At 60.5% G+C, this 14,084-nt stretch carries 14 protein-coding genes; 4 read left to right on the plus strand and 10 right to left on the minus strand.

Translation table 11 applies throughout. From position 1 onward, the window contains the following. Positions 1-10: 10 nt before the first annotated feature. A complete protein-coding gene (locus tag C7U61_RS06620) occupies positions 11-370 on the minus strand; it encodes a YciI family protein (RefSeq protein WP_106997362.1) in 360 nt (119 codons plus the stop codon). Between the two features lie 155 nt (positions 371-525). On the opposite strand from C7U61_RS06620, the gene C7U61_RS06625 reads away from it, so the two are divergent. Further along, positions 526-756, plus strand: coding sequence for a hypothetical protein (locus C7U61_RS06625; protein ID WP_106997363.1), 231 nt, complete (start codon positions 526-528; stop codon positions 754-756). A 32-nt stretch (positions 757-788) separates the two neighbouring features. Here the strand turns inward: C7U61_RS06625 and C7U61_RS06630 are convergent, their stop codons facing one another. The 3 genes from C7U61_RS06630 to C7U61_RS06635 form a co-directional block, all read right to left on the minus strand. Further along, positions 789-2,291, minus strand: a complete 1,503-nt coding sequence (locus C7U61_RS06630) for an AMP nucleosidase (protein ID WP_106997364.1) — start codon at positions 2,289-2,291, stop codon at positions 789-791. A gap of 131 nt (positions 2,292-2,422) precedes the next feature. Then, complete coding sequence (locus C7U61_RS19485) at positions 2,423-2,599, minus strand: hypothetical protein (protein ID WP_167667933.1); 177 nt, start codon at positions 2,597-2,599, stop codon at positions 2,423-2,425. A 204-nt stretch (positions 2,600-2,803) separates the two neighbouring features. Continuing rightward, positions 2,804-3,142, minus strand: a complete 339-nt coding sequence (locus C7U61_RS06635; RefSeq protein WP_106997365.1) for a DUF2147 domain-containing protein — start codon at positions 3,140-3,142, stop codon at positions 2,804-2,806. Between the two features lie 463 nt (positions 3,143-3,605). Between C7U61_RS06635 and C7U61_RS06640 the strand changes: the two genes are divergently transcribed. Beyond that, positions 3,606-3,869 (plus strand): sel1 repeat family protein, encoded by a 264-nt coding sequence (locus tag C7U61_RS06640; protein WP_047627276.1) that lies wholly within the window; start codon positions 3,606-3,608, stop codon positions 3,867-3,869. Positions 3,870-4,041: 172 nt separating this feature from the next. Here C7U61_RS06640 and C7U61_RS06645 read toward each other — a convergent pair whose 3' ends face one another. Together C7U61_RS06645 and C7U61_RS06650 are read right to left on the minus strand one after the other, a co-directional pair. After that, on the minus strand, positions 4,042-5,154 hold the full coding sequence (locus tag C7U61_RS06645) for a pyridoxal phosphate-dependent aminotransferase (protein ID WP_106997366.1): 1,113 nt from the start codon (positions 5,152-5,154) through the stop codon (positions 4,042-4,044). A gap of 529 nt (positions 5,155-5,683) precedes the next feature. Continuing rightward, entirely contained in the window at positions 5,684-6,082 is a 399-nt protein-coding gene (locus C7U61_RS06650; RefSeq protein ID WP_181315811.1) for a PilZ domain-containing protein, read from the minus strand. Positions 6,083-6,392: 310 nt separating this feature from the next. Between C7U61_RS06650 and C7U61_RS06655 the strand changes: the two genes are divergently transcribed. Both C7U61_RS06655 and C7U61_RS06660 read left to right on the plus strand, forming a co-directional pair. Continuing rightward, positions 6,393-6,827: a glyoxalase superfamily protein gene (locus C7U61_RS06655; protein WP_106997368.1), complete on the plus strand. Its 435-nt coding sequence runs from the start codon at positions 6,393-6,395 to the stop codon at positions 6,825-6,827. Positions 6,828-6,892: 65 nt separating this feature from the next. Further along, complete coding sequence (locus C7U61_RS06660) at positions 6,893-8,260, plus strand: MATE family efflux transporter (RefSeq protein WP_106997369.1); 1,368 nt, start codon at positions 6,893-6,895, stop codon at positions 8,258-8,260. A gap of 64 nt (positions 8,261-8,324) precedes the next feature. Here C7U61_RS06660 and iolB read toward each other — a convergent pair whose 3' ends face one another. The 4 genes from iolB to iolC form a co-directional block, all read right to left on the minus strand. Continuing rightward, positions 8,325-9,122 (minus strand): 5-deoxy-glucuronate isomerase, encoded by a 798-nt coding sequence (gene iolB / locus C7U61_RS06665; protein ID WP_106997695.1) that lies wholly within the window; start codon positions 9,120-9,122, stop codon positions 8,325-8,327. Positions 9,123-9,192: 70 nt separating this feature from the next. Continuing rightward, entirely contained in the window at positions 9,193-10,110 is a 918-nt protein-coding gene (gene iolE, locus C7U61_RS06670) for a myo-inosose-2 dehydratase (RefSeq protein ID WP_106997370.1), read from the minus strand. A 64-nt stretch (positions 10,111-10,174) separates the two neighbouring features. After that, positions 10,175-12,025 carry a 3D-(3,5/4)-trihydroxycyclohexane-1,2-dione acylhydrolase (decyclizing) gene (gene iolD / locus C7U61_RS06675; RefSeq protein WP_106997371.1) on the minus strand — a complete coding sequence of 617 codons (1,851 nt, stop codon included), beginning with the start codon at positions 12,023-12,025 and terminating at the stop codon, positions 10,175-10,177. 88 nt (positions 12,026-12,113) lie between these two features. Then, entirely contained in the window at positions 12,114-14,048 is a 1,935-nt protein-coding gene (gene iolC, locus C7U61_RS06680; protein WP_106997372.1) for a 5-dehydro-2-deoxygluconokinase, read from the minus strand. Between the last annotated feature and the right edge of the window lie 36 nt (positions 14,049-14,084).

The following is a 14,084-nucleotide window of genomic DNA, read 5'->3' on the forward strand; positions in this document are numbered from 1 at the left end:
GGTCGTCTCCTCAAACGTCCGGGCCGAAGGAATGGATCGGCCGTACCTCGATGGCACCGAGCTTGGCGAGCGGAATGCCGGCGGCAATCCGGATCGCATCGTTCAGATCCTTCGCCTCGATCAGGATGAAGCCGCCAAGATATTCCTTGGTTTCGATGAAGGGACCGTCGGTTACCGATGTCTCGCCATTGCGGACCCGCACCGTCACTGCGGATTTCGGCGACTGCAGCGCTTCCGCATGGATCATGTTGCCGCTCGCCATCAGGTCGCGGTCATAGCCGAGGGAATCCGCATCGAGCTGGTGCTTTTCCTCCTTGGACATGACGTCGAGCCTCGTGCCATCGAACCAGACCTGGCAGAGATATTTCATCGCAGCGTCTCCTCTTCAATTTGCTGACAGCCATAGACGAGCGGCTGCAAAGCAAATCGACATCCCGATCCGCAGCATGACAAAAATTTTCTGTGCTGTCGAAAAAGCCTGAGCCCGGTCGACCAGTTCCGTCATCTCAAAAAGGAGAAACGGACATGTACAACCTCGAAGCAGCGCTCATCTACCACTGGCACAAGAAGACCCTGTCGGACGAGGAGTTATTGCAGATGTCAAATCCCGGCGAAGTGATTGCTCGCGCGGCGATCGGATTTGCCATTTTTGCCGTGATGATCCTTGGTCTGAATTTGTGGGCAGCACCAAACGACCAACGGCCGCAAGTCGCGGCCGCCTATCATGTGCAAACGATGTCAGCAGGAAAGCAATAGGGGGAAGCCCCATTGCCTTGCTGGCTCGTGGCTTATTGGAATGCCGTTTCGAAGAAGCTGCGCAGCTTGCGCGAATGCAGCGCTTCCGGCGGCATGGCGGCCAGTTTCTGGATGGCGCGGATGCCGATCTGCAGATGCTGGTTCACCTGGGTGCGATAAAAGGCCGTCGCCATGCCCGGCAGCTTCAGCTCGCCATGCAAAGGTTTGTCCGAAACGCAGAGCAGCGTGCCGTAGGGAACGCGGAAGCGGAAGCCGTTGGCGGCGATCGTTGCCGATTCCATATCGAGCGCGACCGCGCGGGCCTGCGACAGCCGCTTCACCGGGCCGGCCTGATCGCGCAGTTCCCAGTTGCGGTTGTCGATGGTGCCGACCGTGCCCGTGCGCATGATGCGCTTCAGCTCGAAGCCCTCATAGCCGGTGATTTCGGCAACGGCCGCTTCCAGCGCCACCTGCACTTCGGCCAGCGCCGGGATCGGCACCCAGACCGGCAGGTCGTCGTCGAGAACGTGATCCTCGCGCATATAGGCATGGGCGAGCACATAGTCGCCGAGCCGCTGGCTGTTGCGCAGACCGGCGCAATGGCCGAGCATCAGCCAGGCATGCGGGCGCAGCACGGCAACGTGGTCCGTGATCGTCTTGGCGTTGGAAGGGCCGACGCCGATATTGATCATGGTAATGCCGGCATGGCCTTTCTTCTTCAGATGGTAGGCCGGCATCTGCGGCAGCCGTGGCGCGGTCACATCGCCCTCGGGCTGGCCGGAGCCAGCCTTGGTGATGATGTTTCCCGGTTCCACGAACTCGGTATAGCCGTCGCCGCCGCTCGCCATCAGCTCGCGCGCCCATTTGCAGAACTCATCGATATAGAACTGGTAGTTCGTGAAGAGCACGAAATTCTGGAAATGCGCCGCACTGGTCGCCGTGTAGTGGACGAGTCGTGCCAGCGAATAATCGATGCGCTGCGCTGTAAATGGCGCAAGCGGCGAAGGCTCGCCCGGCGGTGGGATATATTCGCCGTTGGCGATTTCGTCGTCCGTGGTGTTCAAGTCCGGTGTGTCGAAGAGGTCGCGCAGCGGAATGTCTTCGAAAATACTCGCGGTTGCTTCCACATGAGCGCCTTCACCGAAGGCGAAATGGATCGGGATAGGCGTCGTCGATTCCGTTACGACGACCGGAACATTGTGGCTGCGCATCAGCAGCGTCAGCTGTTCCTTGAGGTAATGCTTGAAGAGCTGCGGGCGGGTGATCGTCGTCGTGTAGACGCCGGGCGCCGTCACGTGGCCGTAGGAGAGACGCGAGTCGACATGGCCGAAGCTCGTCGTTTCGATGCTGACCTGCGGATAGAAAGCGCGGTAGCGCGCGGTGATCGGCGCGCCTTTGGCAAGCTTGGTGAAATTGTCGATCAGGAACGCGGTGTTGCGATCGTAAAGCTCCGTCAGCGCTTCGACGGCCTTGCCCGGATCATCGAAGGTCCGCGGCTGGAACGGGCTGGGAGAGGAGATGTCGAGGGGTGAAAAGGGAGAGGTTCTGTTGCTCATGCGCCATTATAGAGTGTCGTTGGTTACAAGCAAACGACGTTGCATGAGGCGGCCCGGATTCTCGCAGCTATTTTTTCGGCCACCGCGGGTCTGCGCGAGGATCACGCGCAGACGTTTGTTGCAGACGTTTGTTATTGCACCGTCGTGCAGTAAGGCGCGCCGGTCTGCAGGCAAGTGAAGCTTGCCCCAAAATGCGACTGCGCACCGCTGCGGCCGGCGTGTTCGACCGCAACCGAGAAGCTGAATGCGAAGACGGCGGCAAACAGCATGATGACAACGAAGCGCCGTGCGATGATGATCGAGTCCATATTCCCAGCTCTACCCATGCCCTATACTGGACACTGTTTTGCCATGGTCAGGCTGAACAGGTGCTGAGATACCGGTTCATCCGGCGTTCAGAAATGTTACCGGCTTCGATTGTCGTCTGCCGCTGCTTACGGGCAAATAAAAAGAGGCCTGCCGGCAGATAGCGGGCGGGCCTGACACGCATTTTGTAAGAGGCAAACGCCTTTTTAAAGTCTTGTCCAGGTCTGTGACTTGCAGAATACCTTCAGCACGCAGCCCTTCATCCTCACGCTATTGCCGCTCACGGTGCCGGAGCCGCTATAGGTCTTGTCTTCGGAAGGATCTGTCAGCTCACCTGTATAGCTGCCGCCCTTGCCCTGCATTTTGCCGATCTGCTTGCCGGCATATTTTCCGGTTTTCAGCGTTACGCAGTAGCTGTCCGCACAAGGTGTGATGGCGGCGGTATCGCCCTCGACGGTTTTCCAGTTGCCGACGATCGGCTCTTCGGCAAAGGCCGCACTCGCGCTCAATAGCAGCGCGGCGGCAAGAATGGCGGCACGGATCATGATGTTGTTTCTCCCCCGGACGTCGCCCGGCTCGGCAGCCGGGATTGTGGCCAAGATTATCTGACGCGAACGTAAAGGTAAACATGGTTTTTGGAGCGCAAATAGTCTGCGTCGCATCCACAAGCCTTGTCGAAACACTTCATCCAGCCAGACCGCGTTCTTTTTGTGGTGAACGAAGGGTTTAAATCCAAATCCTAACAGAAGATTAAACTCGCTCGAAAATCCTTAATTCGCAAGGGAAGCCATGTTTAACAAAATCCCAAGTTTACCAAGCATTTGCACTTTGTTTGCATCAAATTAAGCATGCATTTTAGGCGTTTTTTGAAAGCCGCCTGCGATAGTGAAGCCATCAAACGAGCGGGGCAAACTCGCCGGCCGGAGGAACCGGAAAGCCGCGAACGACGGCAAGGTTCGGACGGAAAACAGGGCAGATACGAACGGAAGTCAAACAGGGATAATAGCAATGGCACGCTTCGAAACGACGATGTCTGGAAATGCCATGATGGGTGGTAACAGCGCCGATGCCCTTTGCGAACTCGGCGTGAACTACGCGACCGGCAGGGGCTGCAATGCAGACCTCGTTGCCGCCCACAAATGGTTGAATATCGCCGCCATCCGTGGCAGCGAGCGCGCCGCCGAGCTTCGCGCCGACGTCGCCGCGACCTTGACCAAGATGCAGCTCGCAGCAGCGCTGCGCGCCGCCCGCGAATGGATGACCACGCACTGAGGCGGGCCGCAAGCAAGGCGATTTAATGAACTGATGAAAACCGCGACCAGCCGGAACAAGGCAGGCGCGGTTTCGTCGTTTTAAAGCAATGCCAGTAAAAGTGCGTAGCGGTTTTCCGTCCGGATTGCGTGAGAATATCGACGTAGAGTGCTTCCGTGAAATGCTCTACGCCCTAACCGATCGCCTTCAACACCTTGGGCAGCGCTTCGGCAAGCAGCTCCAGATCATGCCTAGGTCCGACACTGACGCGGATGCAGCGGTTGAGCGGGGCGACACCCGGCATGCGGATGAAGACGCCGTGCTGGATCAGCCCGTCGACGATCGCACGGGCATAGGTGCCGTCCCGACCGCAATCGATGGCGACGAAGTTGGTGGCGGAGGCAAGAGGTAGTAAGCCATTGTCGCGGGCGATCGTTCCGATCTCCTCGCGCGCGGCCCGGATCTTGCCGACCACCTCGGCGAGATAGGCCTGGTCCTTCAGCGCGGCGAGCGCCGCCACGGTCGCAAGCCTGTTCATGCCGAAATGGTTGCGGATCTTGTCAAAGGTCAACACCGTCTCCGGCGCGCCGATCACATAGCCGACGCGGGCACCGGCCAACCCATAGGCCTTGGAGAAGGTGCGGGTGCGCAAGACATTCGGCAGGTCGATCAGGGCGGAGATATCCGGCAAGGAGTTGGCAGGCCCGGTTTCGCTATAGGCTTCGTCGAGGATCAACAGGCAGTTTTCCGGCAGCGCACGGGCAAAGGCGGCGATCCTGTCGGCGTCCCACCAGCTTCCCATGGGATTGTCGGGATTGGCGAAATAGACGAGCGGCGCATTCTCGCGCTTCACCGCCTCGAGCAGCCCATCGAGATCCTCGCGATCGCCGACATAAGGCACGGTGACGAGGCGGCCGCCGAAGCCGGCAACATGGAAATTAAAGGTGGGATAACCACCAAGCGAGGTGACGACGGGCGTACCCGGCTCGATCACCATGCGGGCGATCAGGCCGAGCAGACTGTCGATGCCTTCGCCGACGGCGATATTGGCCGGCTGCACACCGAGATGCGCCGCCAGCGCCTGCTTCAGCTCGAAATTTTCCGGATCGTTGTACATCCAGATATCGCCGGCCCGCTCGCGCATGGCCGCAATGACGGAGGGCGCCGGCCCGAAACCGTTCTCGTTGGCACCGATGCGGGCTTTGACCGTCAGCCCACGCTGACGCTCCAGCGCTTCGGGGCCGACGAAAGGAACGGTGGAGGGCAGGGCGCTGATCAGCGGCGTAAAGCGCGAAAAGGCAGACATGCTGGCTTTGTTTCCCGAATTCGGTTGCTGAGTGGGGCAGAATAGGCGCTTGGCGGGTGGTTGCAAGAGCGGAAAGACGCGGCCTTCGGATCGCGTCGTCGCAATCACTGAAAATCCTTGTCAGTTGTCATTAAAGGGCGTCTCTGTCGTCGCGATGGCATCGATTCACGAGGTCATGATGGATAAGCTCGCAATAGGGTTCCTTGCATCAAACAATGGAACCTCATTTCGGACGATCAGCGAGACCATTCGAGCGAACATGATGAATGCTGCCGCCGTCGTGCTGATTGGTAACAGGGCTTCGTCCGCAGCGTTGGCCTATGCCGAACTGTGGCCACAACGACTGTTCAAATCCATCCTGACGATAACGTACTTTCGCTGGAACAACGTGTCATGGCTGCGGAACGCAGCCTTTTCATCGATCTCATACGCCGCATATCAATGGGCAGACTGCGCCTGCCGTTATAGAACGAGGCGTCCGAGATGGGCAGAATGCAGCCACCGACCGCGCTCCGAGGTCCCACTGGATTTATACCGACTGCCTTCTGCCGCGCGCAGCCAGCGCCTCAACATTGCCGATCATGAAATCTGCGCGTACGACGCGGCGAAGCGTGTCCGGTTCGATCAGGTTGATAAAGCGCACATGGACACGATTGCCGATGCGGCTCGTTTCAGCGCAGGCGATACGATAGGCGAGGCCCAGAATGTTCAGATAGTAGTGGGTCGGCAGGCCGACAGTCGTGGCGACGGTAAAGCTCGCGCCGCCGCATGAGATGTCGGTAATCTCGGCGCTGCGCACCGAAATGCCGGTGAGACAGGGACGAACAGCCACGAGGCGCGCAGGCCTCTGAACGTAGAAACGTTCCCAGCTGCGTTCGTAGACTTCGGATTTGACTTTCGCCAGATGAGTTGCGCGAAGCATTGTCATTCCCTGTTGGAGAACAGACCGAATTCATCTCGGTTACCCTATGAACCTTGCACGGAGATTTTGCGGAACCGTCAATTCCATTGATAGAATTTTAACGGGTTCGTCTTTCGTACCGATTTGGACGCATCTTGACAGGCGCATCGGCTTCGATCATACGAACGAGCGGTTCGAGGCGCCTGCCGCTCGCGGATGAAAATCCAGGGTGAAGTCCTCGCTGTTTTGGGTCACGGCCATTCACGGCATGCTGACTGACGGTAATGCGAGCTCCGTTTCACAGTCGTAAGTGCGTGCCTTAGCAAAGGCTGATCCTATGACGACGTATCCGTCCATAGATGAATTGAAGGCTCAGGCCCGGCGTCTGCGCCAGGCCATGGCCGAGCGCGGCGATGACATGAGCCACTCGACGGCGCTGGAACTCATCGCCAAGCAGCATGGGCTGCGTGATTGGAACACGCTGTCGGCGCTGGCGGCAAAACCGAATGCCGGGCCGGACGCGCCCTTCGATGTCGGCGCCGCCGTTCGCGGCCGCTATCTGAACAAGCCGTTCACCGGCAAGGTTCTGGCGATGTCGGCGAACTCAGGCGGGCTCTACCGGATCACCATTCACTTTGACGAGCCGGTCGATGTGGTGGAGTTCGAGAGCTTCTCGGCATTTCGCCAGCGCATCAACGCCCAGATCGATGCCGACGGCATTTCGCCGCGCAGGACATCGAACGGCGTACCGCATCTGGTTCTCGACATCTGATTTCATCCTTCATCGTCAGACCGCCATCTTCGCCGCTCGCGGGAGGGCCCCGTCCGGATATCACCATGACGTACACACTCGAAAACAACATGTTTCTCACCGGCTGGCTGCCTGGCGTGTTTGCCAGGACAGCCGCACCGATCATCGTCATCACGACAGTCAGCGGCCTCTTTGCCGTGGTCGACGCCTATTTTCTCGGTGCCTATGTCGGCGCCGATGCGCTCTCCGCCGTCAGCCTCATCTTTCCCGCGCTCATGCTACTGATCGCGCTGCAGACGCTGGTTTCCAACGGCATGGCGAGCATTCTCGCCCGTCGCCTCGGCGCCGGAAATCGCGATGGCGCAAGATCGGTATTCACCGGCGGCCATACGCTGGCACTCGCCGTCGTGGTCGCAATCAACCTCATCTACTGGCTCGCAGGACGGCAGTTCATTGCCGTGGCTGCGGCAGGAAATGTCGAGGTCGCTCGCAACGCCGAGGCCTTCATGGGCGTCATGGTCGCCTTCGCGCCGATCAGCTTCTTCCTAGCGCTGCATCTCGATGGGCTGCGCTGCGAAGGAAAGCTCGGCTTCATGACGCTGGTGACGCTCGCCTCGACGCTGCTCAATATCCTGGCGAACTGGCTATTGATGGCCATTGCACATTGGGGCGTGGTCGGCTCCGCCGGCGGCTCGGTCCTGGCGCAATTCATCTGCCTGATGATCGTCATCAGCTATCGCCTACGCCGCCCTGGCGGTCTTTGGGTCGACATGGCGCTGCATGTTCGCGAGTGGCGCGGCATCTTTGCCTTTGGTGCGCCGATGAGCCTTGGCTTCATCGGCATTTCGCTAAGCTCGGCGGCGATCCTCTTTAACGTGTCGATCTGGCATGAAGGGGATTATGTCGCGACCGTCGGCGCCTACGGCATCGTTACGCGGGTGATGACCTTTGCCTATCTGCCGCTTCTCGGCTTGAGCATCGCGCTCCAGACCATTTCGGGTCACAATCACGGCGCCGCTCTGCCGGCGCGCGTCGGCCATGGCGTCGTCATCGCAATGACCTCAGCCCTGGTCTACTGCGCTGCCGTCGAACTGATTGTCGAGCTTTCGGCGGGGCATCTAGGATCGATCTTCGTGGCCGATCCTCTGATCGTCGCGGAAGTCGGCCGCATCCTGCCCTGGACGATCGGCGCCTATTTCCTCTTCGGCCAGGCGATCATCCTGTCGTCCTATTTCCAATCGATCGGCGATGCGAAACGCGGCGCGATCTTTGGCCTGTCGCGCTCCTATCTGTTCACCTTGCCGCTGACATTCCTCCTGCCGCTCGTCTTCGGCGAACGCGGGATCTGGATGACACCGATTTTCGCTGAGTTGGGGATGATCCTGCTCACCTGGCTGGTGCTGTCGCGCAATGCCAGGGATCGGAAATGGCGCTACGGTTTGTTGCCGGCATGAGAATGGAAAAAGGCCACGCGTTCGGAGCGTGGCCTTTCCGTTATGAGCCGATATCAGGCATCATTCAGGACTTGAGAAGCCATTCATGTTCCGCGGCATTGTGGAATTTCCAGATCCGCTTAGGCCCGGCCATGACATTCAAATAATAGAGATCGTAGCCATGGCAGGCGGCGCAGGGGTGATATCCCTTCGGCACCAGCGTCACATCGCCATCCTCCAGCACCATGACCTCGTCGAGCGAGCGGTCGTCCGTATAGACACGCTGGAAGCCAAAACCCTGCGGCGGGTTGAGACGATGGTAATAGGTCTCCTCCAGGAAGCTCTCGTGCGGGAGATTGTCTTGATCGTGCTTGTGCGGCGGATAGGAGGAGGTATGTCCGCCCGGCGTAATCACTTCGACGACCAGCAGCGAATGCGCCGCTCCATCGTCTTCCGGCATGATGTTGTTGACGTAGCGGACATTGGTGCCCTTGCCGCGCGTCAGCGCCGGGTGCGTGCCCGGCGGAATGGCGCGGGCTTCATAGGAGCCGCCTCCCGGTGCCGAGCAGACGGCAAGTTCGAGATCCGTCTCGGCGGTCACCGCCCAGCTTGAGCCTGCTGGAATATAGAGCGCGTGGGGTGCGCCCTCGAAAGGACTCATGCGGCCGCCGAGCGAGCCGAAATCCTTTGTACCCGCCTTGGCGCTTCCCTTGCCACTGACCCAGACGAGGCAGACTTCCCGATCGCCGGTTTCAGCCGAAGCGGTTTCGCCCGGCTTCAGGTGATGGAGATCGAAACCGACATAGGTCCAGCCGGCATTTTCTGGCGTGACATGGGTGACACGGCCATGCGAGCCGCTAGGTTTGACCTTGAGATTGGGCATGGTTTCCTCCATTGCTTGGGAGTGTGCTCCTCGCCAACTTGTGACGCAGGAGAGAGGGGCTCATCCTCCGTTATCCCTTGGGAAAGCCTTCGGTTTCCACCGTGTAGCCTGCAGCCGTCATGACGCGCATCAGCTCGGCGTAACCGATCTTGGCCATCTTCTGCGGCGGCGCCTTGCGCGGGTCCTGCTCGGCTTCGACGACGAACCAGCCTTCATAGCCATAGTCGGCGAAACGCTGGACAATGGCGCCGAAGTCGAGCGAACCGTCGCCCGGCACCGTGAACGCGCCAAGCGCTACGGCATCGAGGAAGGACTGCCGGCTGCGATCCAGCCCGTCGACGACGGACTTCCGGATATCCTTGACGTGAACGTGGTTGATGCGGGCGTGGTGATTGTCGATGGCGCGCAGCACGTCGCCGCCGGCAAAGGCGAGATGGCCGGCATCGAGCAGCAGCGGAATGCCTTCGCCGGAGTTGCGCATGAAGGCGTCGAGTTCCGGCTCGGTTTCGACCACAGCCGCCATGTGATGATGGTAGGACAGCGGCATGCCCTGGTCGGCGCACCATTCGCCAAACTCGGTGACGCGGCGGGCATAGGCTTTCATCTCGTCATCCGAAAGACGCGGCTTGGTGGCGAGCGGCTTGGAGCGGTCGCCCTGGATGGAGCGGCCGACTTCGCCATAGACGATGCAAGGCGCATTGACGGCCTTGAACAGCTCGATCATCGGCGCGATGCGGTCCTTGTTGGCGGCAATCTCCTCATTGACCAGAGTGCCGGAAAACCAGCCGCCGCAGAGCGTCACGTCGGCGGCACGCAGGATCGGCAGCATCTCATCGGGGTTGCTGGGGAAGCGCCGGCCCTGTTCCATGCCGGTGAAGCCCGCACCGCGCGATTGGCGCAGGCATTCCTCGAGGGATACGTCGTCGCTAAGCTCAGGAAGATCGTCGTTCCACCAGGCGATGGGCGACATGCCGAGTTTGGCCTTCATCGATAGTCTCCTTGAAAAGGCGAATGGAGGAGCCGAAAGCTCCTCCAGAAATGACGGAAAGGGATCAGCCGATGCGCTGGGAGGCGCGGGCTTGTTCGTAGGCGACGCGGGCCTTGTTGACCTCGGCGCGAGGGCTGACCTCGGGAACGGCGACATCCCACCAGTGGCCGCCTTCATTCGTCGTGATCAGCGGGTCGGTGTCGATGACGATGACCGAGCTGCGGTCGTTCTTCTTCGATGCTTCGATGGCCTGTTCCAACTCGGTGATAGACGAGACCTTGACTGCAATCGCGCCCATGCTGGCTGCATGCGCCCGGAAGTCGATTTCCGGCATGACCTCGTAGCGGGCATCCTTCAAGAGGTTGTTGAAGTTCGCGCCACCGGTCGCCATCTGCAGGCGGTTGATGCAGCCATAGCCGCGGTTGTCGAGCAGGACCACCGTGATCTTCAGGCCGAGCATGACTGATGTCGCCAGTTCGGAATTCAGCATCATATAGGAGCCGTCGCCGACCATGACGACGACATCCTTCTCCGGCCGCGCCATCTTGACGCCAAGGCCGCCGGCAATCTCATAGCCCATACAGGAGAAGCCATATTCCATGTGGTAGCTGCCGGGTGCGGTCGCCGGCCAGAGCTTGTGCAGTTCGCCGGGCAGGCCGCCCGCTGCGCAAACGAGAATGCTGTCCTTGCCGCCGAGCGTACGCGTGACGGCACCGATGACCTGGGCGTCGGAGGGCAGGGCGACGTTCGTGGTTGCCATTGCCTTGGCGGCGGCTTCCATCCAGACCTTCTTTTCCTGCGTCGCCTTCTCGGCTAGCGATGCGGGTGCGCGCCAGCCCGTGAGGCCGGCGGAAAGCGCCTTCAGCCCTTCGCGCGCATCCGTCACCAGAGGGTGACTATTGTGCTTGAGAGCGTCATACGCCGCGATGTTGAGGCCGATCATGGCCAGCTTCTCGTTCTTGAACAGCGCCCAGGAGCCGGTGGTGAAGTCCTGGCAGCGGGTGCCGACGGCGATCACCAGATCCGCGTCTTCGGCAATGGCATTGGCCGCAGATGTGCCCGTCACGCCGACCGAGCCGAGCGCAAGGGGATGCGTCTCGTCAATGGCCGATTTGCCGGCCTGCGTGACGACGACGGGAATATCATGGGCTTCGGCGAAAGCAGCGAGTTCCTTTGTCGCCTGCGAATAAAGCACGCCGCCACCGGCGAGGATGACGGGTTTTTCCGAGCGGCGGATCAGCGAGATGGCGCTGGCGAGTTCGTCTGCATCCGGCTGCGGCCGGCGCTGCGTCCAGACGCGCTCCTCAAAAAAGCTTTCGGGATAATCGAAGGCTTCGGCCTGCACATCCTGGCAGAGCGACAGCGTCACCGGGCCGCAATCGAGTGGATCGGTCAGCACCTGCATGGCGCGCTTCAGCGCCGATATGATCTGTTCCGGGCGGGTGATACGGTCGAAATAGCGCGAGACCGGGCGGAAGGCGTCGTTGGCGGAAACGGTGCCGTCGCCGAAATCCTCGATCTGTTGCAGTACCGGATCGGGGGCGCGGTTGGCGAAAACGTCGCCCGGCAGGAAGAGAACCGGAATACGGTTGACATGCGCAACGCCGGCGGCCGTGACCATGTTGAGCGCGCCGGGACCGATGGAGGTCGTGCAGGCCATGAAACGCTGGCGGAAGCTCGCCTTAGCATAGGCGATGGCGGCGTGGGCCATGCCCTGCTCGTTATGGGCACGGAAGGTCGGCAGCTCCTCGCGCACCTGATAGAGCGCCTCGCCGATGCCGGCGACGTTGCCGTGACCGAAGATCGCCCAGACGCCGCCGAAGATGGGCTGCTTCCGCCCGTCAATGATTGTCATCTGCTTCTTGAGGAAATGCGCGACAGCCTGTGCCATCGTCAATCGGATCGTCTTGCCCATCGGGCGCCTCCCAAATGCCATATCTCATTGTTCAAGCAATTCTAAACCGCAAAACCGCTATGCGCTTTGCTGGAATTGCCTCAGAATTTTACCGGCTGCGAGTTTTGAGCCACGCATCCGTCAGTTGCCGGAAGCGGCCGGCCATGTCGGCAATCGCTTCCTCGTCGTTCATGCCGCCCGACAGCCATGCGCGGGCCGCATCGGAGAAGATGGTCCGCCCGACGGCGAAACCCTTCACCGAAGGCGCTGCCAGCGTCGCTTCGAAGCTGCGGATCAATTCCTCCGCCGGCGCCTCCAGGCCGAGCAGTACGATACCGCGGCACCATGGATCATTTTTGGCGATCACGGCATCGATTTTTTTCCAGGCCGAGGTCGATTCCTGCGGCTCCAGCTTCCACCAGTCCGGCTTGATGCCGAGCGCGTAGAGCTCTTCCATGGCAGTCGGGATCGTGTCGTCGGTCAAAGGACCGTTCTTGCCGGCGATGATTTCGACCAGAAGCTCGCGGCCGACCTTGCGTGCGGCTTCGAACAGCGTGCGCAGCTTCTCCTGCTGCTCCGCCTTCAATTCTTTCGGATCGTCCGGATGGTAGAAGCAAAGGCATTTGATGCAATGATTGAGCGGCCATTCGACGAGCTGCGAGCCGATATCCTGGCTGAACTCGAATTTCAGCGGCTTCGATCCCGGTAGTTCGACGGGGCGGCCGATCCAGGTAAAATTCTTGGTCGCGGCATCGAAGAAGGCATCACGGCCGAAGCGCTCATCGATCAGCATGCCATAGCCGGGGCGGCCGTCGGCCACCCGCGCTGCAGCCTCGACCGCGAGCCGCTTGAAAGCAACGATCCTGTCATGACCGATGCCCAGCTCGTCGGCGACGCTGACGAGCTGCGAACGATGGTCGACCGCAAGCGCCATCAGCAGCGGGATTTCATCGCCGCGACGGGTCGTTGCCCAATGAATGTGATTGATCGCCTCGTCCTTGCGCAGCGCCCTATGCTCGCTGCCCGTCTTCAGGAAGAAATCGAGCTCCGTCCAGGTCGGATATTCCGGCGAGCAGAGCAGGCGGGAAACGGCGAAGGCCCCGCAGGCATTCGCCCAGGTTGCGCAGGTCTTCAGTGGCTCGCCGCGCAGATAGCCGCGCAGGAAGCCGGACATGAAGGCATCGCCGGCGCCGAGAACGTTGAACACCTCGATGGGGAAACCTTGGCCGACGATGCCGGCCTCGAGATCGTCCGAGATCGGACCTTCATAGACGATGCAGCCCATGGCGCCGCGCTTCAGCACGATGACGGCAGACGACAGACGGCGGATCTCTTTCAAGGCGCCGAGCACGTCATCGGCGCCCGAGGCAATCATGATCTCTTCTTCGGTGCCGACGATCAGGTCGCAATCCGGCAGCGTCTCCTTCATCTTCGAGGACACGCGCTCCGATTTTACATAGCGCTCGAAACCTTCGGCATGGCCGGCAAGACCCCAGAGGTTCGGCCGGTAATCGATGTCGAAGATCACCTTGCGGTCATTCGCCTTGGCTATGCGGATCGCCTTGCGCTGCGCCGCTTCGGTGTTGGGCTTGGAGAAATGCGTGCCGGAGACCAGAACGGCGCCCGAGGATTTGATGAAATTCTCGTCGATATCGTCTTCATTCAGCGCCATGTCGGCGCAATCGGAACGGTAGAAGATCATCGGCGAGACGCCTTCGGCCTCGACCGCGAGCAGCACCAACGCCGTCAGCCGCTCCTTGTCCGTCGCGATCCCATCGACGGCCACGCCCTCGCGCGCCGCCTGTTCGCGGATGAAGCGGCCCATCTGCTCGTCGCCGACACGGGTGATCAGGCCGGACTTCAGGCCGAGCCGCGCGGTGCCAATGGCGATATTGGCCGGGCAGCCGCCGACCGATTTGGCGAAGGAAGCAATGTCCTCGAGCTTCGAGCCGATCTGCTGACCGTAGAGATCGACGGAGGACCGGCCGATGGTGATCACATCGAGTTTTGTCTCCGGCTGGGCGCCAGGATTGTCGTGTGCCATGATGTCCTCCCGTCGGGGCATGATCTCTTTGCTCTA

The sequence above is a fragment of the Rhizobium sp. JAB6 genome (assembly GCF_003024605.1).
GTDB lineage: Bacteria > Pseudomonadota > Alphaproteobacteria > Rhizobiales > Rhizobiaceae > Rhizobium.

Excerpts from the sequence above, each read along its gene's own strand:
- iolE (WP_106997370.1), bottom strand. The coding sequence starts at position 10,110 with ATGAAGGCCAAACTCGGCATGTCGCCCATCGCCTGGTGGAACGACGAT.
- C7U61_RS06620 (WP_106997362.1), bottom strand. The coding sequence starts at position 370 with ATGAAATATCTCTGCCAGGTCTGGTTCGATGGCACGAGGCTCGACGTC.
- C7U61_RS06640 (WP_047627276.1), top strand. The coding sequence starts at position 3,606 with ATGGCACGCTTCGAAACGACGATGTCTGGAAATGCCATGATGGGTGGT.
- C7U61_RS06655 (WP_106997368.1), top strand. The coding sequence starts at position 6,393 with ATGACGACGTATCCGTCCATAGATGAATTGAAGGCTCAGGCCCGGCGT.
- C7U61_RS06630 (WP_106997364.1), bottom strand. The coding sequence starts at position 2,291 with ATGAGCAACAGAACCTCTCCCTTTTCACCCCTCGACATCTCCTCTCCC.
- C7U61_RS06635 (WP_106997365.1), bottom strand. The coding sequence starts at position 3,142 with ATGATCCGTGCCGCCATTCTTGCCGCCGCGCTGCTATTGAGCGCGAGT.
- iolB (WP_106997695.1), bottom strand. The coding sequence starts at position 9,122 with ATGCCCAATCTCAAGGTCAAACCTAGCGGCTCGCATGGCCGTGTCACC.
- C7U61_RS06650 (WP_181315811.1), bottom strand. The coding sequence starts at position 6,082 with ATGACAATGCTTCGCGCAACTCATCTGGCGAAAGTCAAATCCGAAGTC.
- iolC (WP_106997372.1), bottom strand. The coding sequence starts at position 14,048 with ATGGCACACGACAATCCTGGCGCCCAGCCGGAGACAAAACTCGATGTG.
- C7U61_RS06660 (WP_106997369.1), top strand. The coding sequence starts at position 6,893 with ATGACGTACACACTCGAAAACAACATGTTTCTCACCGGCTGGCTGCCT.
- iolD (WP_106997371.1), bottom strand. The coding sequence starts at position 12,025 with ATGGGCAAGACGATCCGATTGACGATGGCACAGGCTGTCGCGCATTTC.
- C7U61_RS06625 (WP_106997363.1), top strand. The coding sequence starts at position 526 with ATGTACAACCTCGAAGCAGCGCTCATCTACCACTGGCACAAGAAGACC.
- C7U61_RS19485 (WP_167667933.1), bottom strand. The coding sequence starts at position 2,599 with ATGGACTCGATCATCATCGCACGGCGCTTCGTTGTCATCATGCTGTTT.
- C7U61_RS06645 (WP_106997366.1), bottom strand. The coding sequence starts at position 5,154 with ATGTCTGCCTTTTCGCGCTTTACGCCGCTGATCAGCGCCCTGCCCTCC.